The organism is Sphingomonas jatrophae (assembly GCF_900113315.1).
In the GTDB taxonomy this organism is placed as follows: domain Bacteria; phylum Pseudomonadota; class Alphaproteobacteria; order Sphingomonadales; family Sphingomonadaceae; genus Sphingomonas_P; species Sphingomonas_P jatrophae.
This window is the reverse complement of sequence record NZ_FOZG01000001.1, coordinates 1,866,976-1,885,157: the sequence shown is the minus strand read 5'-3', so window position 1 is coordinate 1,885,157 and position 18,182 is coordinate 1,866,976. Positions and strand designations below refer to the sequence as shown.

Annotated in this window: 20 protein-coding genes; 10 read left to right on the top strand and 10 right to left on the bottom strand. The window is 69.2% G+C overall.

What is annotated here, in order from left to right:
• Positions 1 to 41: 41 nt before the first annotated feature.
• Both BM360_RS08830 and BM360_RS08825 read right to left on the bottom strand, forming a co-directional pair.
• Complete coding sequence (locus BM360_RS08830; RefSeq protein WP_093313417.1) at positions 42 to 737, bottom strand: TetR/AcrR family transcriptional regulator; 696 nt, start codon at positions 735 to 737, stop codon at positions 42 to 44.
• On the bottom strand, positions 734 to 1,210 hold the full coding sequence (locus BM360_RS08825) for a MarR family winged helix-turn-helix transcriptional regulator (protein ID WP_242653379.1): 477 nt from the start codon (positions 1,208 to 1,210) through the stop codon (positions 734 to 736). Before BM360_RS08825 ends, BM360_RS08830 begins: the two co-directional genes overlap by 4 nt.
• Positions 1,211 to 1,283: 73 nt before the next feature.
• Here BM360_RS08825 and BM360_RS08820 point away from each other — a divergent pair, with 73 nt between their 5' ends.
• Genes BM360_RS08820 through BM360_RS08810 form a run of 3 tightly spaced genes read left to right on the top strand, consistent with a single transcriptional unit; the run spans position 1,284 to position 5,465 of the window.
• Complete coding sequence (locus BM360_RS08820) at positions 1,284 to 2,411, top strand: HlyD family secretion protein (protein WP_093313415.1); 1,128 nt, start codon at positions 1,284 to 1,286, stop codon at positions 2,409 to 2,411.
• Positions 2,408 to 3,979: a DHA2 family efflux MFS transporter permease subunit gene (locus BM360_RS08815; RefSeq protein WP_207544549.1), complete on the top strand. Its 1,572-nt coding sequence runs from the start codon at positions 2,408 to 2,410 to the stop codon at positions 3,977 to 3,979. The genes BM360_RS08820 and BM360_RS08815 overlap by 4 nt, the downstream gene beginning before the upstream one ends.
• A gap of 4 nt (positions 3,980 to 3,983) precedes the next feature.
• The gene (locus tag BM360_RS08810) at positions 3,984 to 5,465 is read left to right on the top strand and encodes an efflux transporter outer membrane subunit (RefSeq protein ID WP_093313414.1); all 1,482 of its coding nucleotides are present in this window, start codon (positions 3,984 to 3,986) and stop codon (positions 5,463 to 5,465) included.
• Here the strand turns inward: BM360_RS08810 and BM360_RS19315 are convergent.
• Both BM360_RS19315 and BM360_RS08805 read right to left on the bottom strand, forming a co-directional pair.
• A complete protein-coding gene (locus tag BM360_RS19315; protein WP_131819219.1) occupies positions 5,444 to 5,641 on the bottom strand; it encodes a hypothetical protein in 198 nt (65 codons plus the stop codon). The genes BM360_RS08810 and BM360_RS19315 overlap by 22 nt on opposite strands.
• Before the next feature lie 24 nt (positions 5,642 to 5,665).
• Positions 5,666 to 6,205: a hypothetical protein gene (locus BM360_RS08805; RefSeq protein ID WP_093313413.1), complete on the bottom strand. Its 540-nt coding sequence runs from the start codon at positions 6,203 to 6,205 to the stop codon at positions 5,666 to 5,668.
• 383 nt (positions 6,206 to 6,588) lie between these two features.
• On the opposite strand from BM360_RS08805, the gene BM360_RS08800 reads away from it, so the two are divergent.
• From BM360_RS08800 to BM360_RS08790, 3 genes are all read left to right on the top strand, one after another.
• Positions 6,589 to 7,785 carry an AAA family ATPase gene (locus BM360_RS08800; protein WP_093313412.1) on the top strand — a complete coding sequence of 399 codons (1,197 nt, stop codon included), beginning with the start codon at positions 6,589 to 6,591 and terminating at the stop codon, positions 7,783 to 7,785.
• Positions 7,786 to 7,841: 56 nt separating this feature from the next.
• Positions 7,842 to 8,879, top strand: coding sequence for a ParB/RepB/Spo0J family partition protein (locus tag BM360_RS08795; protein ID WP_093313410.1), 1,038 nt, complete (start codon positions 7,842 to 7,844; stop codon positions 8,877 to 8,879).
• A gap of 76 nt (positions 8,880 to 8,955) precedes the next feature.
• Positions 8,956 to 10,131 (top strand): replication initiator protein A, encoded by a 1,176-nt coding sequence (locus tag BM360_RS08790; RefSeq protein ID WP_093313408.1) that lies wholly within the window; start codon positions 8,956 to 8,958, stop codon positions 10,129 to 10,131.
• Between the two features lie 517 nt (positions 10,132 to 10,648).
• Here the strand turns inward: BM360_RS08790 and BM360_RS08785 are convergent.
• Together BM360_RS08785 and BM360_RS08780 are read right to left on the bottom strand one after the other, a co-directional pair.
• Positions 10,649 to 10,930, bottom strand: coding sequence for a hypothetical protein (locus tag BM360_RS08785; protein ID WP_093313406.1), 282 nt, complete (start codon positions 10,928 to 10,930; stop codon positions 10,649 to 10,651).
• Between the two features lie 176 nt (positions 10,931 to 11,106).
• Positions 11,107 to 11,556: a lipocalin-like domain-containing protein gene (locus BM360_RS08780; RefSeq protein ID WP_093313404.1), complete on the bottom strand. Its 450-nt coding sequence runs from the start codon at positions 11,554 to 11,556 to the stop codon at positions 11,107 to 11,109.
• Between the two features lie 83 nt (positions 11,557 to 11,639).
• Between BM360_RS08780 and BM360_RS08775 the strand changes: the two genes are divergently transcribed.
• Positions 11,640 to 12,455: a sugar phosphate isomerase/epimerase family protein gene (locus BM360_RS08775; RefSeq protein WP_093313402.1), complete on the top strand. Its 816-nt coding sequence runs from the start codon at positions 11,640 to 11,642 to the stop codon at positions 12,453 to 12,455.
• On the top strand, positions 12,452 to 12,886 hold the full coding sequence (locus BM360_RS08770; protein ID WP_242653378.1) for a nuclear transport factor 2 family protein: 435 nt from the start codon (positions 12,452 to 12,454) through the stop codon (positions 12,884 to 12,886). The genes BM360_RS08775 and BM360_RS08770 overlap by 4 nt, the downstream gene beginning before the upstream one ends.
• A gap of 44 nt (positions 12,887 to 12,930) precedes the next feature.
• Here the strand turns inward: BM360_RS08770 and BM360_RS08765 are convergent, their stop codons facing one another.
• From BM360_RS08765 to BM360_RS08755, 3 genes are read right to left on the bottom strand one after another with little or no spacing between them, the layout of a single operon-like run.
• Complete coding sequence (locus BM360_RS08765; protein ID WP_093313398.1) at positions 12,931 to 13,368, bottom strand: VOC family protein; 438 nt, start codon at positions 13,366 to 13,368, stop codon at positions 12,931 to 12,933.
• A complete protein-coding gene (locus tag BM360_RS08760) occupies positions 13,365 to 13,886 on the bottom strand; it encodes an SRPBCC domain-containing protein (RefSeq protein ID WP_093313396.1) in 522 nt (173 codons plus the stop codon). Before BM360_RS08760 ends, BM360_RS08765 begins: the two co-directional genes overlap by 4 nt.
• 37 nt (positions 13,887 to 13,923) lie before the next feature.
• Positions 13,924 to 14,883, bottom strand: a complete 960-nt coding sequence (locus tag BM360_RS08755) for an aldo/keto reductase (protein WP_242653377.1) — start codon at positions 14,881 to 14,883, stop codon at positions 13,924 to 13,926.
• Between the two features lie 254 nt (positions 14,884 to 15,137).
• Between BM360_RS08755 and BM360_RS08750 the strand changes: the two genes are divergently transcribed.
• Positions 15,138 to 16,295: an LLM class flavin-dependent oxidoreductase gene (locus BM360_RS08750; protein WP_093313392.1), complete on the top strand. Its 1,158-nt coding sequence runs from the start codon at positions 15,138 to 15,140 to the stop codon at positions 16,293 to 16,295.
• Positions 16,292 to 17,059 (top strand): SDR family NAD(P)-dependent oxidoreductase, encoded by a 768-nt coding sequence (locus tag BM360_RS08745; RefSeq protein WP_093313390.1) that lies wholly within the window; start codon positions 16,292 to 16,294, stop codon positions 17,057 to 17,059. The genes BM360_RS08750 and BM360_RS08745 overlap by 4 nt, the downstream gene beginning before the upstream one ends.
• Here the strand turns inward: BM360_RS08745 and BM360_RS08740 are convergent.
• Entirely contained in the window at positions 17,056 to 18,168 is a 1,113-nt protein-coding gene (locus BM360_RS08740) for a helix-turn-helix transcriptional regulator (protein WP_093313388.1), read from the bottom strand. The two genes, BM360_RS08745 and BM360_RS08740, sit on opposite strands and share 4 nt — an antisense overlap.
• Positions 18,169 to 18,182: the final 14 nt, after the last annotated feature.

Below are 18,182 nucleotides of genomic sequence, written 5' to 3'. Positions count from 1 at the left end.
GCCACTCCCGAGCTTTTGCCGGAGACTGGCGCATTGTTGGACTACAGTCCAGGTATTTTTATGCGGGGCGGGATTGCCGGTGCCGGCCGGTCCGGCTGGAGCATGACGGCGAGCAGCCGGGCGGCGCCGTCCAGCCGGTCGGCCACGGGATAGGCCGCATCCATCCGCCACGCATGGATCACCCCGAGGAAGCTGTTGCAGACGATCTCGCCCGCCGCCGCCATGTCGATGTCGGGCGCGATCTCGCCCCGGTCGCGCGCATCCGCCAGCAGGCCGGCGAAGGTGGCGAGCACGCGGGCGACGCGTGGCACGCTCACCAGGTCGTTCCACGCCAGCCACGAAATGCCGAGCAGTTCGCGCTGGATCGGCGTCGCGCGGCGCAGATAGCGACCGGTGGCGGCGAACAGGCCGGTCAGCCGCTCACCGATCGACAGGCCTTCCGCCGCCCGCCACGTCTGCACCGCAACGAAGAAGCCCGCCTCGTTGCTTTCCACCAGCGCGTCGATCAGCTCCGCCTTGCCCGCGAAATAGTTGAACAGGGTGGCGCGGGAGACGGGCGCGCGCGCCGCCACCTGGTCCATCGTCATCGCCTGCACGCCACCCTCGGCGATGCAGGCGCGCGCGGCGTCAAGGATCGCGGCGGTGGTGCGCGCCTTGTTGCTGGCGCGGCGCGACGGCGCCTCGCTGGCGGCGGCTGCCGCCGTTGCCGCCCGCACCATGCCGCGGCTCGCGCTCATGCCGTCTCCACCGTCAGCGCCTCCAGCCGCTCGTTCAGCTTGTCGAACAGGCGCACCATCTCTGCACATTCATCCGGATCGAGTACGCCGAACACCGCCTGGATATAGCGGATGCGCGACGCCTCCGATGCCGCCGCCGCCGCCTGCCCCGCCTCGGTCAGCGAGATGCGCTTGGCGCGGCGATCCAGCGGATCGGGATCGCGCCGGGCGAGGCCGTCCCGCTCCAGCCCGTCGATCGCCTCCGTCACCGTCCGGGGCGCCAGGCCGAAGCCGGTCGCGATATCGGTCGAGCGGAGCGGGCCGCGCCGGTCGATCTCCGCCAGCACGCGCGTGCGCGCCCACGACACGCCCTCCGCGATCATCAGCCGATCCACCAGCCGGTGCGACCGCCAGTAGAAGTCGCGCACCGCAAGGCTGACGCGCTCATGATCGCCAAGGGCCGATCGGCCGCCCGATTTATGTTGAGGGTCCACATTAAGAGGGTTGTCACAACTCAGGCGGCGAGGCAATGGCGGAGTCACACGGGAAGGCCCCACGGGAACAATCATGGCGGATCAGATAGCGGGCGAACCGGCGGGCGCGGCACGCCGCGGCCTCAATCCGAAGGTGAAGCTGGCGGTCCTCGCGCTCGTCGTCGTGCTGGCCGGCGCGGCGCTGGCGTGGTTCATCCACTATCAGACGGTCGGCAAGTATCTCGCCTCCACCAACGACGCCTATCTGCGCGCGGACGTGATCACCGTCAGCCCCAAGGTGGGCGGCTATGTCGACCGCGTCTTCGTGGCGGAAAATCAGGACGTGCAGGCGGGTCAGCCGCTCGTCCGCATCGATTCGCGCGATTATGGCGCGCAGGCGGCGCAATATCGCGCGCAGATCGGCGTGGCGGAGGCCAATGCCGATAATGTCCGCGCGGGCATCGCCGAACAGCGCGCCATGGTCGAGCAGGCGCGCGCGCAGCGCGATGCGTCGCTCGCCGATCTCCGCTTCGCCGAGGAGGAGGTGGCCCGCTACACACCGCTCGCCGCCAGCGGCGCGGAAAGCCGCGAGAAGCTGGCGCAGCTGCGCAACCAGGCCACGCGCGCGCGCAACGAGGCGGCCGCCCGCGCCGCCTCGCTCGCCAGCGCGGAACGGCGCATCGCCTCGCTGAACGCGCAGATCCGTCAGGCGCAGGCGCAGGGCGGTGCCGCCCGTGCGCAGCTGACCGCCGCCAACGTCAATCTCGGCGCCACTTTGGTGCGCGCGCCCGCCGCGGGCCGCATCGGCGATCGCACGGTGCGCACCGGCCAGTTCGTCCAGCCGGGAACGCGGATGATGTCGGTCGTGCCGCTCGCCGCCATCTATGTCAGCGCGAACTTCAAGGAAACGCAGATCGGCCTGATGCGCCCGGGCCAGCCAGCGACGATTGAGGTGGATGCGCTGCCCGGCGTCGAGCTGCACGGCCATGTCGAGAGCCTGTCGCCCGGCACCGGTGCGCAATTCTCGCTCATCCCCCCGCAGAATGCGACGGGCAACTTCACCAAGATCGTCCAGCGCGTGCCCGTGCGCATCGCCATCGATGCCGGGCCGGAGGTGCGCCGCATCCTCGTCCCCGGTCTGTCGCTGGAGGTCACCGTCGACACGCGGGGTGCCAAGGACGAGATGAGCCGCATCACCGCGCGCGAGGAGCAGCGCCGGTGAGCGACGCCGCGGCTCGGTCCGCGCCGCCCCGAGCCGCGCCGGCGTTCGAGCGTGCGAGCACCGCCGACTGGCTGGCGGTGGCCGCGGGTGCGCTGGGCGCGATGATGGCGACGCTCGACATCTCGATCGTCAATTCGTCGCTGCCGACCATCCAGGGCGAGATCGGCGCCAGCGGCAGCGAGGGCACGTGGATCTCCACCTCCTATCTCGTCGCCGAAATCGTCATCATCCCGCTGGCCGGCTGGCTGGAGCGGCTGCTGGGCCTGCGCACCCTGCTGCTGATCGCCACATCGCTGTTCGTCAGCTTCTCCATGCTGTGCGGCCTGTCGGATACGCTGCCGATGATGATCGTCGGCCGCATCGGCCAGGGCTTCACCGGCGGTGCGCTGATCCCGACGGCGATGACGATCATCGCCACGCGCCTGCCGACGCAGCAGCAGCCGATCGGCAATGCGATGTTCGGCGTCACCGTCGTGCTCGGACCGGTCGTCGGCCCGGTGCTGGGCGGCTGGCTGACCGAGAACCTGTCCTGGCACTACGCCTTCTTCATCAACCTGCCCGTGGGCGTCACGCTGCTGACGCTGCTCGCCGTCGCGCTGCCGCACCGCGCGCCCGACTGGGATCAGCTGCGCTATGCCGACTGGGCGGGCATTGCCGGCCTCGCCCTCGGCCTCGGCGGGCTGACCGTGGTGCTGGAGGAGGGCCAGCGCGAGCAGTGGTTCGCCTCGGCCGAGATTCGCTGGCTGGCGCTGACCGCGGTGATCGGCTTCGCGCTGATCTTCTGGGGGCAGGCGCGCGCAACCAAGCCGGTCATCCGGCTGCGCCTGCTGCTCGACCGGCAGTTCAGCGCCGTCGTCATCATGGTGATGGCGATCGGGATGGTGATGTACGGCACCAGCTACGTCATCCCGCAGTTCCTTTCCGCCATCGCCGGCTATGATTCGCTGCAGTCGGCGCAGGTCGTTCTGCTGTCGGGCCTGCCGATGATCCTGATGATGCCGTTCACGCCCTTCCTGATGCGGACGGTGGACATCCGCATCGCGGTGATCACCGGCATGTCGATCCTCGCCATCTCCGCCTATCTCGAAACCGGGCTGACATCCGAGTCGACGGGCTCGGCCTTTGCCGAATCGCAGGTGCTGCGCGGGCTCGGCACCATCTTCGCCTCCATCTTCATGAACCAGGCGGCGATCCGCTCCGTCCCGCGCGAGATGGCGAGCGACGCCGCCGGGCTCTACAACACCGCGCGCAACCTCGGCGGCAGCCTCGCGCTCGCCGCGATCGGCATGATCCAGGATCAGCGCATCTGGCTGCACAGCCGCCGCATCGAGGAAAGCCTGCGCGCCAACGATGCCGGCGTGCAGACCTATCTGGCGGCGCAGGCGCAGACGCTGGGCAGCACGGAGGCGGCCTATCGCGCACTCGACGGCACGATCCGGATCCAGGCGATGACGATGACCTATGCCGACCTGTTCTGGATCGTAACGGTGGCGATCGTCTGCGTGACGCCGCTGGCGCTGCTGCTGCGGCCGCTGCCGCAGGGCGCCCCCATGGCAGGAGCGCACTAGACCCATGCGCCGCTTCACCCCCCCTGCCCTGCTCGCGCTGGCACTCGCCGGCTGCACCACCGGGCCCGATTATGCCGGCCCGCCGCCCGCCGCGCCCAATGCCGCCGCGGGTGGCGCCTTCCGGCGGGCGGGCGACGGGCTCACCACGGCGGAGCCGGTGCTGGCGCGCTGGTGGGAAGCGCTGGGCGATCCGACGCTGAATGCGCTGGAGGCGCGCGCGCTGGCGGCCAATCCGGACATCGCCGTCGCCTCCGCGCGGCTGCGGCAGGCGCGTGCCGAGTTCCGCACGCAGCGCGCCAATCGCCTGCCCAACGTCAATGCCAGCGCGCTCTACGCCCATGCCCGCGTGCCCGGCCTCGACCTCGGCTCCGAGGAGGAGGGGGGCGGCGGTGGCGGCGGGACGAGCAGCCTCAACGTCTACAATCTCGGCTTCGATTCGAGCTGGGAGGTCGACCTGTTCGGCGGCACCGCCCGTGCGATCGAGGCGGCACGCGCCGGCGCCGATGCGGCCGAGGCGCGGCTGGCCGATGCGCAGGTCAGCCTGACCGCGTCGGTCGCCGAGGCCTATCTCAACCTGCGCGACCGGCAGGCGCGCTTCGCGCTCAACCAGGCGATCATCGCGCGGCAGGAACAGGCACTCGCCCTCACCCGCCAGCGCCTTGCCGCCGGCACGGTGACGCAGGCGGAGGTCGAGCGGCTGGTGCAGGCGCTCGACGGATCGCGTGCCGACATTACGCCGCTGCGCGCACAGCGCGATTCCTATCTCGACCTGCTCGCGACGCTCACCGGCACCGAACCGGGGGTCGAGGATGCGGCGCTCGGGACCGTGCAGCCGGTGCCGCTGCCGCCGGAACAGGTCGCGATCGGCGATCCCGCCGCCCTGCTCCAGCGCCGCCCGGACATACGCGCGGCGGAGCGGACGCTGGCGGCGGACACCGCACGGATCGGCCAGGCGCGGGCCGCCCGCTTCCCGCGCCTGTCGTTCATGGGCATCGTCGGCATTGGCGGATCGCGGCTGACCGACCTGACCAAGCTCGACGATCTCGCCGCTATCGCCGCACCGCAACTGAGCTGGGGCTTCCTCGATTTCGGCCGCAACCGCGCGCGCATCACCAAGGCGGAGGCGGTGCGCGACGAGAGCGAGGCGCGCTATCGTGGTGCGGTGCTGACGGCGCTGCGCGATGCGGAGGGTGCGCTGTCGCGCTTCGGCGCGAGCCGAGTGACGCTGGCATCGCTGGCGCGGGCTGAGCGATCGGCCGGGGCGGTCGCGTCACTGGCGCGGCAGCGTTATGCGGCAGGAACGGGGACGCTGATCGAGCAGCTGGAGGCGGAGCAGCGGCAGATGCAGGCGGAACAGGCGCTGATCCAGGCGCGTGCGAACCTGACGCTCAGCTATGTCGCGATCGCCAAGGCGCTCGGCCTCGGCTGGGACCGGATGGATGCGGGCGGCGTGCCCGCGGGCGATCAGGCGGCGAAGATGAGGTAGACCGCGCCCGAGATCAGCGCCGAAAAGCCGCTGGCCACGGTCAACATCCACGCATCCAGGCGGCAGATCACCTGTTCGTCGGTTTCCATCGACTCTCTCCGTCCTCGGGTCACGCTCTTGCGGCGTGATTCGGGGAGGCTGTCACCAAATGCGGCGCTCGTCAACGGGTCGGCCAACGGGCCACTCCCCTGCCCTGCCGGTCAGATCAGCGTGGTGCGCGTGCGGATCGCGGCCATCACCTCGGCATCGACGGCATAGACCGCCAGCCGCTTGCCGCCGCGATTGGGATGGTCGGTGATGCGGCCGGCATAGTGGCGCCGCACCAGCCCGGCACGGACGAGATCGGTGACTGCGCGGCTGACATTGGCCTTGCCGACCGCCAGCGCCTCCTCCTCCACCGCCGCCTCGATCAACGCGGCGTCGCGCTCCGCCTCGCCGGTCAGCCTGGGCGCGAGTTCGGCGACGATGCGGCGGCGCAGCGCCTCGCGCCGGCTGTCGCGGCCGGACAAGGGCATGAGCTCGCCCGCCAGCCAGTCGCGCAGCGGCAGCCGGGTGCCGGCGCGCTCGACGAACGGGCCGGCCATGCCGCGCGTGCCCGCCGCCTCGGAAATGAGGTTCAGCACCATGAAGGCGTAACGCGGCCGGGCGGAGCGCTCGGCGAGGCGCTGGAAGATCGCGCCGAGGCTGGCGGACCGACTGGCAAAGGCCGGACTTGCGGGGGCGGCATGGGTGGCGATCACTTCGTGGCTCCTCCGGTGACTCGGGAACAAAGCACAAACGGCGACTCGCGTGAATCCCCTGCATGCGTTTCCCCGGGGAAACAGGTCGGCTTTGTCGGAAGTGACACTTTGCCTCGGCTTGGCGGCTAAGTGTCGGAAGTGGTGGCGTTATAGGCGATGCTCGAGCACGGTCATGCACATTTCACGAACCGAGATGGCCTGCGCGGTTGGCGGTTGAGGATAGCGTGCAGGCGGTCGCACGAACTATCGTCCGGCCACTGGGTGCCGATACCGCCGCCTCGGGCAAAGTGTCAGTAGTGGCCGTGCGCACGAAGATTGCTGCTCTGAAGCTTTTGTGAGATAGCGAATCGCAAGAAGCTTCAATCGGGCATGCGGGGCAACCGATGCATTCAATCGTGTCGCAGATCGGCGAACTGGCGGATGCCGGCGAGCGGATGATCGAGCGGCTGCGCCGCAAGGCCTTCCTGCCGGAGAGCCGCAAGGGCCTCAACCTGCGCTTCGGCATCGCGGAAGCAGCGCAGCTGCTCGGCTGTTCGACCAACCGCATCCGCATGGCGGAGGATGACGGCCGCCTGCCCCCGCCCCCGCCGTCGGACAATGGCCGCCGCCCCGGCTATACGGTGGACGAGCTGCTCAACATGCGGCGCGTGCTTGGCGCCTCGCCCGAGCGCGCCGGGCTGGACGTGCCCGCGGTGATCGCGGTGCAGAACTTCAAGGGCGGCGTCGGCAAATCCACCGTCACCTGCCACCTCGCCCATTATCTGGCGGTGCAGGGTTACCGCGTGCTCGTGGTCGATTGCGACAGCCAGGCGACGACGACGACGCTGTTCGGCTTCAACCCGCACTTCAACATCCAGCGGGAAGAGACGCTCTACCCCTATCTGTCGATCGATCCGACGCAGGCGGACCTCCTCTATGCGGTGAAGCGGACGCCCTGGCCCAATGTCGACCTGATCCCGTCCAACCTCGAGCTGTTCGACGTCGAATATGAGCTGGCGGCGGCGGGCAGCGACGGCGGGTCGGTGCTGGCGGCGCGCTTCCGCAAGCTGAAGCAGGGCCTCGCCGATCTCGCGCGCGATTACGATATCGTCCTGCTCGATCCGCCCCCTGCCCTCGGCACGATCAGCCTGGCGGTGATGCAGGCGGCCAATGCGCTGCTGGTGCCGCTGGCCGCGACGACGCCCGATTTCTGCTCCACCGTCCAGTTCCTGTCGATGATGGATCAGGTGATCGGCCAGCTGCAGGGCGCGGGCATTTCGGTCGACTACAGCTTCGTGCGGCTGATCTGTTCGAAGTTCGACGCGAACGATCCCAGCCACGCCATGGTGCGCGCGATCATGGAGCAGAGCTTCGGCCCTGCCCTGCTGCCCGTGCCGATCCTCGATTCGGCGGAGATCAGCCATGCGGCGCTTCGCATGATGACCGTCTACGAGCTGGAGCGGCCGATCGGCACGCCGCGCACGCACAAACGCTGCCGCGCGAACCTCGATGAGGCGCTGGGGCAGATCGAGCAGCTGGTGCGGCAGGGCTGGGGCCGCGTCACGCCGGCGAGCGAAGAGGCGCTGATCCATGCAGCATAGAATGGCTTGCATCTGTGAACCTATATGGTTATGTGAGCGCGCGAGGGGGAGCGGCCATGGCGCGTAAGCAAGCGGATTACCTGAACGCACTGTTGAGCGACGGCCCGGAGGCGGAGGAGGCCCCCTCCCCTGCCCCGCCGCGGCCGGATCGCGCGCGTGGCACGACCTTGCTTGGGCGGGAGAGTGCGCTGGCACGCGTGGCGGCGGGCGAAGTGCGGCAGGTGACGCAGCTGCTGCTCGATCCCGCGCGCGTGCGCGTGTGGCCGGGCAATGCGCGGAGCTACTCGCACCTGTCCGAGGCGAATTGCCGCGAGCTGATCGATTCGCTGGTGGCAGAGGGGGGGCAGAAGGTGCCCGCGGTGGTGCGGCGTGTGGAGGGCGATCCGGCGCACGATTATGAGGTGATCGCCGGCACGCGGCGGCACTGGTCGATCAGCTGGCTGCGCGCGCATTCCTATCCGGACATGATGCTGCTGGCGCAGGTCGCGGTGCTGGACGACGAGGCCGCCTTCCGCCTCGCCGATATCGAGAATCGCGCGCGCGCCGACGTGTCGGATCTGGAGCGTGCGCGCAATTATGCGGCGGCCCTGTCGGCGCATTATGGCAGCCACCTGACCCGCATGGCGGAGCGGCTGAAGCTCTCCAAGGGATGGCTGAGCAAGATGATCAAGGTCGCGTCGATCCCCGATGCGATCGTTGCCGCCTTCGCCTCGCCCGGCGACGTGCAGCTGAAGCCCGCTTATGCGCTGGCGCAGGCGCTGGACGAGCCGCGCGCCGCCAGGGCGATCGCGGCGGAGGCGAAACGGCTGGCGGTCGAGCAGGCTGAGGCGCGGGAGGCGGGCACCCCTGCCCTGCCCGCCGCCGAGGTGCTGAAGCGGCTGCTCGCCGCACCGCGCACGCCGGCCGAGAAGCCCGAGCGCTACGAGCATCGCAGCCCTTACGGGCGGCTGATGGTGTCGGTTCAGTCGGCCAATCGCCAGGGCGTGACGGTGCGGCTGCACAGCGGGTCGGGAGCGGATCGCGAGCAGGTCATCTCGGCGGTGCGCGACGCGCTGGCGCATCTCGACCGCGTCGGCACGGGTCTGACGAAATGAATGAGCGGACGTTTCCCCGGGGAAACGTTCCCCCGTGCCTGCCCGCGGCGACGCTGTTTTCCCGGGGAAACAGGCGATGACCGTCGCTGCGCGCGAACCGGTGCCGAGCCAGTTCGACCTGTTCCTGCCCTACCTCGCCGATCTGCCGCTGCGCGATCAGCGGGAGATGATGGAGCGCCCCTTCTTCAGCCTGGCGAAATCCAAGCGGGTCAAGCCGATCGACTATCGCGCGCCCGACGGCAAATTGTGGGTCCATGTCTCGGCCAATCCGGATTACGGCATGGCGACGATCTGGGATGCGGACATCCTGATCTATTGCGCCAGCGTGCTGGCCGACATGGCGCGGCGCGGCGCCAACGACGTGCCGCGCAAGCTCCACCTGATGCCTTATGATCTGCTCCGCGCCATCGGCCGGCCGACGACCGGGCGTGCCTATGAGCTGCTCGGCCAGTCGCTCGACCGGCTGGTCGCTACGACGGTGAAGACCAACATCCGCGCGGAGAACCGGCGCGAGGCGACATTCAGCTGGCTCGACGGCTGGACGCAGCTGGTCGACGAGCGGACCGAGCGATCGCGCGGCATGACGATCGAGCTCAGCAACTGGTTCTATGAGGGCGTGCTGATGCAGGGCGGCGTGCTCTCCATCGACCGCGCTTATTTCGACATTACCGGCGGACGCGAGCGCTGGCTGTACAAGGTCGCGCGCAAGCATGCCGGCGGGGCAGGGGAGGCGGGCTTCGCCATCTCGATGCCGACCTTGTTCGAGAAATCGGGCGCGGAGGGGCAGTATCGCCGCTTCAAATTCGAGATCGCCAAGATCGCCGAGAAGGATGCGCTGCCCGGCTACGCGCTGACCTTGGAGCAGGCCGCGGGCAAGCGCGAGCCGGCCTTGCGCATGCGGCGGCGTGCGGCAGGGGAGGGGGCGGCCAGGCCGGTGCGGACGGCGAGGGTCCCGGCGGTTCCCCCCGCCGATGCGGCGGAGGCCGCGGCCGTGCCGGCGCAGGATGCCGCCAAGCTGATCCGGCGAACGATCACGCGGCTGTCGACGCGGGCAGGCGACGGGCTGGTGACCGACGAGACGCTGGCCCTGCTGCGCGGCGAGTGTCCGGGGTGGGATTATGACAATCTCCACCAGCTGTTCCGCGAATGGATCGACGGCGCGCAGGAGCGGACGCCGGTCAACTACCAGAATGCGTTCATCGGCTTCGTCCGCCAGTATGACGCCAAGCACCGGCACGAACTCGGCCGCTGACGCGGCCTGCCGATCCCCCGCAATTGCCGATCGACGCGGCGCTTCGCGTTGCCGCCCGGCTGGCGCGTTCCCGAAGTGTCGGTTCGTTTGGTCGCAGCCGGTGCTGCCGAGTGCGCGCGCGACGAGATTGAACCTCGTCGGCGGAAAGCGCGCGCGAAGTGATTCAATCCGGCCGGCCGATCAGCGCCGCAGGGCAGGCCTTCGACACTCCGGGAACGGGGCACGCCCTTTCGGGAACGCAGGGTCGATCCTTCGGGAACGGCTACATCGATCCTTCGGGAACGAAGTGTCGATCTTCCGGGAACACGCCGATGCGCGCGACTCGCGCGATTCCGGCGGGTTGGCCGTGCGCCGGAGGGATCTAACCTTCTAAGACTCTGAATAACCTCTCTAACGCGGTGAGAGCTTCGCTTGGTTTGAAAGGGATGAAAGGTGCATCGCAGCACCGTGGACGCAAAACACCCCGGGAGACCCTGTGGTCGCCCGGGGTGCCGAAAGCTCGCAGATGCAGCGGCGCTTAGCGCAGCGCGGCGACTTCCTTGCGGCTGAGCGAGGTGGTCGCACGGCCATTCTCGGCAACGGTCAGCGTGCTGACGGGCACGTAGACGAAGTGCGAGTCGAAGATCACCGACGCGGTGCTGGGCTGGCCCGCGGCGTCGTTGACGATCCGGTCGATGCGGCCGATGCGCTTGCCGTCGCTGGACACGATCACATTGCCGGCCTTGGGCGCGGTCTGGGCAATGGCGGCGGACCCGCTGATCGCGGCGATCGCGGCGAGGGTAAGCATGAACGAACGCATGGAAGTCTCCGTGGCAGAATTAGCGGCCGCAGCATTAATATGGTGCATTGCGGCACGCCAGCACAAAATGACCGCCAGCGAACGATTAATCACGATCACGCTGATGATTTGTGCCGATCACCGAGGCGCCACGGGGATCTCGGCCGTAAACCATATCGGCGCCACGCTGCGCCGCATCACGCGGCCACGCGCCGCCAGCGAAGCTGCACGCGCTCTCCGCCGGTCTCTGCCTCCAGCACCAGTTCGTCCCCCTCGAAGCTGAACCGGCGGGGCTGGTCGAGGCCGATCCAGTCGGGATACCAGGCGCCGAGCACGTGATGGGTGACGATGCCAGCCGCAGCATCGACCGTCCACGTGCCGAAATAACCCGAATAATCCCGCGTCGTGGCGCCAAGCGCCGCATCCGACACGTCGTAGATCCCGGCGCCGAGCGGCTGGCGGCCGGCCCGCGTCAGGTGGCAGCTCATCCGGCCGTCGGCGGTGTAGAGGATCTGGCCGATGCAGTCGCGGCCGAAGGGGTGATGCGCGTTGCCGTCCGCGCGAAAGCTGGTCCACAGCACCAGATCCCATGCGCCGACGAAGGCGGCCTCGGGCGGGTGGGGGAGGGGGGCTGCCTGTCCGGTCATCTTCGCTCTCCTGAGGGGCGCGGATCGTTGCTTGAGCCTGCGCGCGGGCCACGCCATAGCGCGAGGAGGGGAGAGGGGCGACGATGCGGCTGGCGCTGGATCATCTGACCGTGGCGGACACGACACCGTCGCAGCTTGTCGCGGTGGCGGCGGCGGCGGGCTGCGCGGCGGTGTGCCTGTTTCTCGAGCCCATGGCGGTGCTGCCGCGCTTGCCCGGCTTCGACATCCACGGCGATACGGCCGAGCGGCGCGAGACGCTGGCGCGGATGGCGGACAGCGGCGTGACGCTGGACATCGCCTATCCCTTTACCCTGAGCGCGCGCAGCGACATCGCGGCTTTCGCCCCCGCGCTGGAGACGGCGGCGAGGCTCGGCGCATGGGGCGTCAACGTGCTGGCCTATGACCGGGACGCGGCGCGGCGGGCGGACCGCTTTGCGGCCTTTTGCGAGGCGGCGGACGGCTTCGGGCTGAAGGTGGTGGTGGAATATTATCCGCTGTCGCAGGTGCGCACGCTCCGCGAAGCGGTAGCGCTGGTGCGCGGGGTGGGGGCGCCGGGGCGCGTCGGCGTGAATGCGGATCTGCTGCACCTTGCGCGGTCGGGCGGGACGGTGGCGGATCTGGCGGGGGTACCGGGCGAGTGGATCCTCTACGGCCAATATTGCGATGCGCCGGCGGTGCAGGAAACGCTGTCGTGGGATTATGAGGCCTCGCACGAGCGGCAACTGGCGGGGGAGGGGGCGCTGGATGTCGCCGGCTTCGCCGCGGCGCTGCCGCCCGGCTGCCGGGCCAGCGTGGAGCTGCCGCGGGACACGGCGCTGGCGGCGGGCGTCCCGGCCGAGGTGCGGGCGCGCGCGGCGGTGGAGAGCGTGCGACAGGCGATAAAGGGGAGGGCGCGATGACCTTGCAGGATCTGATCGACCGGGCGGAGATCGAGGAGGTGCTGGCGCAATATTGCCACCTGCTCGACCAGCAGCGCTGGGACGCGTTCCGCGCGCTGTTCACCGAGGATGCGCGGCTGGATTATATCGGTCTCGGCGAGGTGACGGGGCCGGATGCAATGATCGCCTTCCTCCAGCCGATCGTGGAGGGGCTGGCGATGACGCTGCATGCGGGATCGACCAACTCGATCGCGCTGAACGGCGATACGGCGACGGTGCGCTCCGCCGCGCTCGTGCCGATGACGGCGGTGCAGCCCGGCGGTGCGCTGAGCACGTCGGTGACGGGCCTGTGGTATGAGGACGAGTTCCGCCGCACGCCCGCGGGCTGGCGGATCGCCGCGCGGCGGCAGGTGCCGGGCTTCAGCGCGGATTTCCCGCTCCCGGTGGCCTGAGTGGCGGCAGGGCGTTTCCCCGGAGAAACGCCCTGCCAGCCGCCTCAGCCGTTGAGGCGCATCAGCTCGACGCGAATGCCGTCCGGATCGGTGCAGTAGACGAATTCACCGCCGGGGCCGGCATCGACATAGGTCTCGCGGTGGACCTGGCCGCCATGCGCGACGACACGCTCGATCACCGGCTCGATCGCCTCGACGCGGACGGACAGGTGGGTGAGGCCGAGCTGGTTCATCGGCCGACGCTCCGCCGGGCCGAGCGTCTCGGGGGCGAAATATTGCAGCAATTCCAGCTGCACGCCGTCCTTCTGGACGAATTGCGACTTGAGGTGGAGAGTGTCCGGCAGATCCATGACGATGTGGAACGGCGCGCCGATCTCGTAACCCTGGCCGAGTTCGAAGCCGAGGCCCTGCACGTAGAAGTTCACGCTGCGATCGATGTCGGTGACGCACAGGCCGATGTGCGAGAAGGTGGGCGTGCTCATGCGGCTTTCTCCTGGCTGGCGCCGCGCTCGGCATGGAGCGCCTCGGCCCGCTTCTTCAGCGCGCGGGCGGTGTCGTCGAAGGCGCGCTTCACCCAGGGGCCGCAGAAATTCATCACATGGACGCCGTTCGGCCCGTGAAAGGCATCGGTGGAGAGATAGCGGCAACGATCCGGCCCGAGCGCGGTGATCACCTGATCGCGGCGGGCGGGGTAGGGCCATACCGGATTGTCGAGCAATTCCCACGACAGCAGCCGCTCCGGCTCGAACGCGCAGACATATTCGACATTGGGCGCGAGCTGGCCGCCACCGGTATAGTCGACCAGCGACATCGTCACCGGCGCGCCCATTTCCAGCGTGGATTCCGCGCGCACGCAGAACGGATTCCACGCGCTGTACTTCGGCAGGTCGGTCAGCACTTCCCAGACGACGGAGGCGGGCGCGTCGATTTCGATCGGATCGGAGGCGACGAGCGTTGAATTGTCGTAGGCGGCGAACGGATCGAACGGAGCTTCGGTCATTTATCCTCTCCTTGGCAGCATGGCGGCCGGCGCCGGATCAGCCCTCGCCGCGCAGCTGCGCCAGCTCGGCCGCGGTGAGCTTCACGTCGACCGCCTTGACGCTTTCCTCGATCTGCTCAGGGCGCGAGGCGCCGATGATCGGGATGGTCTGGTTGGGCTGGTTGACCAGATAGGCGAGGACGATCTCGTTGATCGAGACGCCCTTGGCCTTGGCCAGCGCCTGCACCGCGGCGAGCCGCCGGGCATTGCCCGGATTGGCGTAGCGCGCCTTCAGCTGATCGCCGAGCGCATCCTCGCCGCCCTGGTCGAGCTTGGTGAAATAGCCGCCGCTCTGCCCGGCATAGGGGATGATCGGCAGGCCTTCGGCGTGCAGCGTCTCGTAATTGCCCTCGTAATGGAGCTGGTAGCCCTGCGCGTCGGCCCCCGCCTTGTCGGGCAGGGCGAGGCCCCAGAAGGGCTGCGCGGCGACGAAGCCCTGCTTGCCGATCGACGCGGCATAGGCGTTGGCGGCGCGGATGCGATCTGCCGACCAGTTGGACGCGCCGAAATAGCGGATGCGCCCCGCCGCCTGGTGCTGGAGCAGCGCGTCGATCAGCGGCTCGACGGGGGCTTCGGGATTGTCGGCGTGGAGCCAGTAGAGATCGATCGTCTTGATACCGAGATGCTCGAGGCTCTCGCCCAGATCCTTCTCGATGTCCGCGGGCGTCACGCGGTTGCGCCAGTCACCCGCGCGCATGTCCATCGCCGCGCCCTTGGTGGCGACCACGATCCCCTCGCGCGAGCGGGTCCTGAGCCAGGCACCGATCGCCCGCTCGCTCGCGCCGGCGGGGCCGGGCACCCAATCGCCATACATGCGCGCGCTGTCGACGAAATTGCCGCCGTGCTGCACGAAGGTGTCGAGGATCGCATTGGCGCGATCCTGATCCACCGCGGTGCCCAGCATGTTGGTGCCGTAGCAGAGTTGGCTGACGGACAGGTCCGTCCCGGCGATCGTCACCTTTGAAAGCATCCGTCATCCTTTGCGAAAAAGGGAGCCGGCGCACGCCGGCGTGGCGGGCGATCCGTAGCGCGCGTTCGTGGCGGGAACAAGCAAGCGCCACGCATATCGGGCCGCAGAACCGCTGGACTTACGCGAACGCGGAGCGGCATAAGGGCGCCACGCATAGTCCGAATGGACGATGTACGCCGCCGCACGGGCGCTAGGATCATGCCACGGGGCCGGACAACGGCGGGCGAGGGAGAGGATCACCCATGAAGTTCTCGATCATTTACGAAGCGCAGATGGCGGATCCGTCGCGCGAATCCGAGGTGCGCTGCTTCAACGAGATCGTCGAGCAGGTCATGCTGGCCGAGCAGCAGGGCTTCGATACGGTGTGGTGCGTCGAGCATACCGCGCTCACCCAATATGCCCACATGTCCGCGCCCGAGACGATGCTGGCCTTCCTCGCCGGCAAGACCAGCCGGATCGGCATCGGCCACGGCGTCGTCTGCCTGCCGCCGGCGATGAACCATCCGGTGAAGGTGGCGGAGCGGATCGCGACGCTGGACATCCTGTCCAACGGCCGCGTCCATTTCGGCATGGGCAAGGGCGGCACGCAGCAGGAAGCCGGCACGTTCGGCTATGACCTGAAAGAGCTGCAGCCGATGATCGACGAGTCGATGTATCTGATCCCGAAGATCATGACGCAGGACGAGATCGAGCACGACGGCACCTACATCAAGATCCCGCGCCGGCCGATCCACCCCAAGCCGCTGCAGACGCCGCATCCGCCGCTTTATTATGCGTGCACGCGGGAATCGACGCTGGAGCTGGCGGGCCGCCGCGGCATCGGCGCGCTGGTGCTCGGCTTCTCCGGCCCGGAGGAGATTGCGCGCAAGAACGCCATCTACCGCGAGAATTTCCGCAACCGGAAGGCCGAGGATCAGGTCGGCGTGGTGCCGACCGAGCATCTCGCCGCCTTCTGCGCGGCCTGCGTGCTGGACGACCGCGACGAGGCGCGCCGCATCGGCCTGAAGGGCCAGCGCTTCTTCGCCGAGGCGATCTCCTACTGGTATCAGGGCGGGCCGAAGCCGACCGCGCACATCGAGTCCGACGAAGAGAATGCCGACGCGCTGGAGAAGGCGCGCGAGCAGGTCGTCGCCTACATCTCGGAAGAGAAGATCGTCGACGGCGCGGATGCGATGACCAGCAACTACACGGTCGCGCAGGATGCCTATGGCAATGCCGATGATTGTATCCGCTACGTCACGCGGCTGCAGGAAGCGGGCGCGGACGAGGTGCTGTTCCTGTTCCAGATGGGCACCATCCCGCACGAGTCCATCCTGGAGACGATCCGCAACATCGGTCAGAAGGTGATCCCGCACTTCCGCAACAAGCAGGCGGCGCCGACCGCGATCGCGGCGGAGTGAGCGGGCGGCGGTTCGAGGGCAAGGTCGCCCTCGTCACCGGCGGCGGCTCCGGCATCGGCCGGGCCGCCAGCCGCCGCCTCGGGGGCGAGGGCGCACGCGTCCTCGTCGCCGATCTCGACGGCGCGCGGGCGGAGGAAACCGCATCGCTGATCGTCGCGGACGGAGGCACCGCGCAGGCGATCCGCGCCGACATCGCGTCGGAGGCGGACAACAAGGCGATGTTCAATGCGGCCGAGCAGGCGTGGGGCGGCGTCGATCTCGCCTTCCTCAACGCGGGCATGCTGCAACGTTATGGCCCGTTCGAGGACATCACGACGGAGATCTTCGACCGAATCATCGGCGTGAACCTGCGCGGTACCTTCTTCGGGCTGAAGCAGGCGCAGGCGCGGCTGCGGCCGGAGGGGGCGTGCGTCGTTACCGCATCCGCCGCGGCGCTGACCGGCTTTTCCGAGGCGGCGGCCTATGCCACGTCCAAGCATGGCGTGCTGGGGCTGGTGCGCTCCGCCGCGCGGGCGTTCGCGTCGCGCGGGCTGCGCGTCAATGCGATCTGCCCGGGCAATGTGCTGACGCCGATGAACGGTGTGGCGCAGGACGACCGCATCCTCGCGGAGCCGGCGGACCCGGATTATCGCGGCGGCCTGTCCGCGCAGCAGGTGGCGGAAATCGCCTTGTTCCTGCTGTCACGCCAGGCAGCGGCGATCAACGGCCATGCGCAGGTGGTGGATGCCGCCGCCAGCGCCGCCTTCGCCCCGCTCGACCTTTAGCCAGGAGGGTGGCCGAGACCGGGCAGGCTGTGGTGGACGAGCTGCACCAGCTGGCTCTGCCGTCTGACCCCGGTCTTGGCGAAGATCGACCGCAGGTGCGCGCGCACGGTGTTGAGCGAGATGCCCAGCCGTGCCGCCACCTCCGCCGGAGCGAGGCCCTCGGCCAGCTCCGCCGTCACCGCCGCCTCGCTCTGCGTCAGGCCCAGCCGTTCGCGCACCGCCGCGGCGGTGATGCGGGGGGCGTGCGCGGGATCGGTGAGGAACAGCACCGCCGCGGGGCCGCCGCCGACCGGATCGTTGGCCGGCGCCTTGCCGACGACCAGCAGCAGATCGCCTGCACCCGACCGGCGCGGCACGCGCAGCGTCAGCGCATCGCCCGCCGCGCCATTGGCCAGCCGCGCGCCGAGCTGGCGGGCGAGATCGCCATCGTCGAGCGCGATGCTGCCGTGGCGCAGCGCAATGCCGTCGCACTCGGCCAGGATCGCGGCGGCGCGCGGATTGACGCGCAGCGCCTTGCCGTGCCGATCGAGCGTGACGACGCCGATCGCCATCTGCGCGACCGCACCGGCATAGATGAGCTGCTCGCTCTCCACCGCCGCCAGCCGGTCGAACAAGGCGAGCGCGATGCGGACATGCGGCACCAGCCGTTGCAGGCGGATCGCGTCGTCGCGCTCGAACGGCGGCTCGCGCTCGGTGCGGGTGAGGCGGAGCCTGAGCTCCACCCGCTCGGCCAGATGGAGATCGACGCCGAGCACTTCGAGGCTGCTCATGAAGGCACGGAAATCGGGCGCGCGGCGCAGCGCCTCCTCCGACACGAAATCGCGGAAATGGGCGACTTCGCCGTCGGGCAGGCCGATGAAGGGATCGCTGGCGAACAGATGCTGGGCATATTCGGCGCCGACCGTCGGATCGGCGCCCGGCGTCAGGATCAGACCCGGCCGCGCACCGGTGCGGGGGCCGAGGATCAGCGTGGCATAGGTTGCGTTCGCCGCGGTGCGCAGGCGATCCAGGAAGGCGGCCCACGGCTCGGCATCGAGCAGGCTTGAGAACAAGGCGGCGAGGACGTCGGGCAGGTCCGGATAAGCGGGTTCGGGTGGCGGCGCCGGCATGATGAGGAGGGGAA

Bases quoted from the DNA above. Each gene is read 5' to 3' on its own strand.
- BM360_RS08830 (WP_093313417.1), bottom strand. From the start codon at position 737: ATGAGCGCGAGCCGCGGCATGGTGCGGGCGGCAACGGCGGCAGCCGCC.
- BM360_RS08820 (WP_093313415.1), top strand. From the start codon at position 1,284: ATGGCGGATCAGATAGCGGGCGAACCGGCGGGCGCGGCACGCCGCGGC.
- BM360_RS08810 (WP_093313414.1), top strand. From the start codon at position 3,984: ATGCGCCGCTTCACCCCCCCTGCCCTGCTCGCGCTGGCACTCGCCGGC.
- BM360_RS08800 (WP_093313412.1), top strand. From the start codon at position 6,589: ATGCATTCAATCGTGTCGCAGATCGGCGAACTGGCGGATGCCGGCGAG.
- BM360_RS08795 (WP_093313410.1), top strand. From the start codon at position 7,842: ATGGCGCGTAAGCAAGCGGATTACCTGAACGCACTGTTGAGCGACGGC.
- BM360_RS08790 (WP_093313408.1), top strand. From the start codon at position 8,956: ATGACCGTCGCTGCGCGCGAACCGGTGCCGAGCCAGTTCGACCTGTTC.
- BM360_RS08785 (WP_093313406.1), bottom strand. From the start codon at position 10,930: ATGCGTTCGTTCATGCTTACCCTCGCCGCGATCGCCGCGATCAGCGGG.
- BM360_RS08780 (WP_093313404.1), bottom strand. From the start codon at position 11,556: ATGACCGGACAGGCAGCCCCCCTCCCCCACCCGCCCGAGGCCGCCTTC.
- BM360_RS08775 (WP_093313402.1), top strand. From the start codon at position 11,640: ATGCGGCTGGCGCTGGATCATCTGACCGTGGCGGACACGACACCGTCG.
- BM360_RS08770 (WP_242653378.1), top strand. From the start codon at position 12,452: ATGACCTTGCAGGATCTGATCGACCGGGCGGAGATCGAGGAGGTGCTG.
- BM360_RS08765 (WP_093313398.1), bottom strand. From the start codon at position 13,368: ATGAGCACGCCCACCTTCTCGCACATCGGCCTGTGCGTCACCGACATC.
- BM360_RS08760 (WP_093313396.1), bottom strand. From the start codon at position 13,886: ATGACCGAAGCTCCGTTCGATCCGTTCGCCGCCTACGACAATTCAACG.
- BM360_RS08750 (WP_093313392.1), top strand. From the start codon at position 15,138: ATGAAGTTCTCGATCATTTACGAAGCGCAGATGGCGGATCCGTCGCGC.
- BM360_RS08740 (WP_093313388.1), bottom strand. From the start codon at position 18,168: ATGCCGGCGCCGCCACCCGAACCCGCTTATCCGGACCTGCCCGACGTC.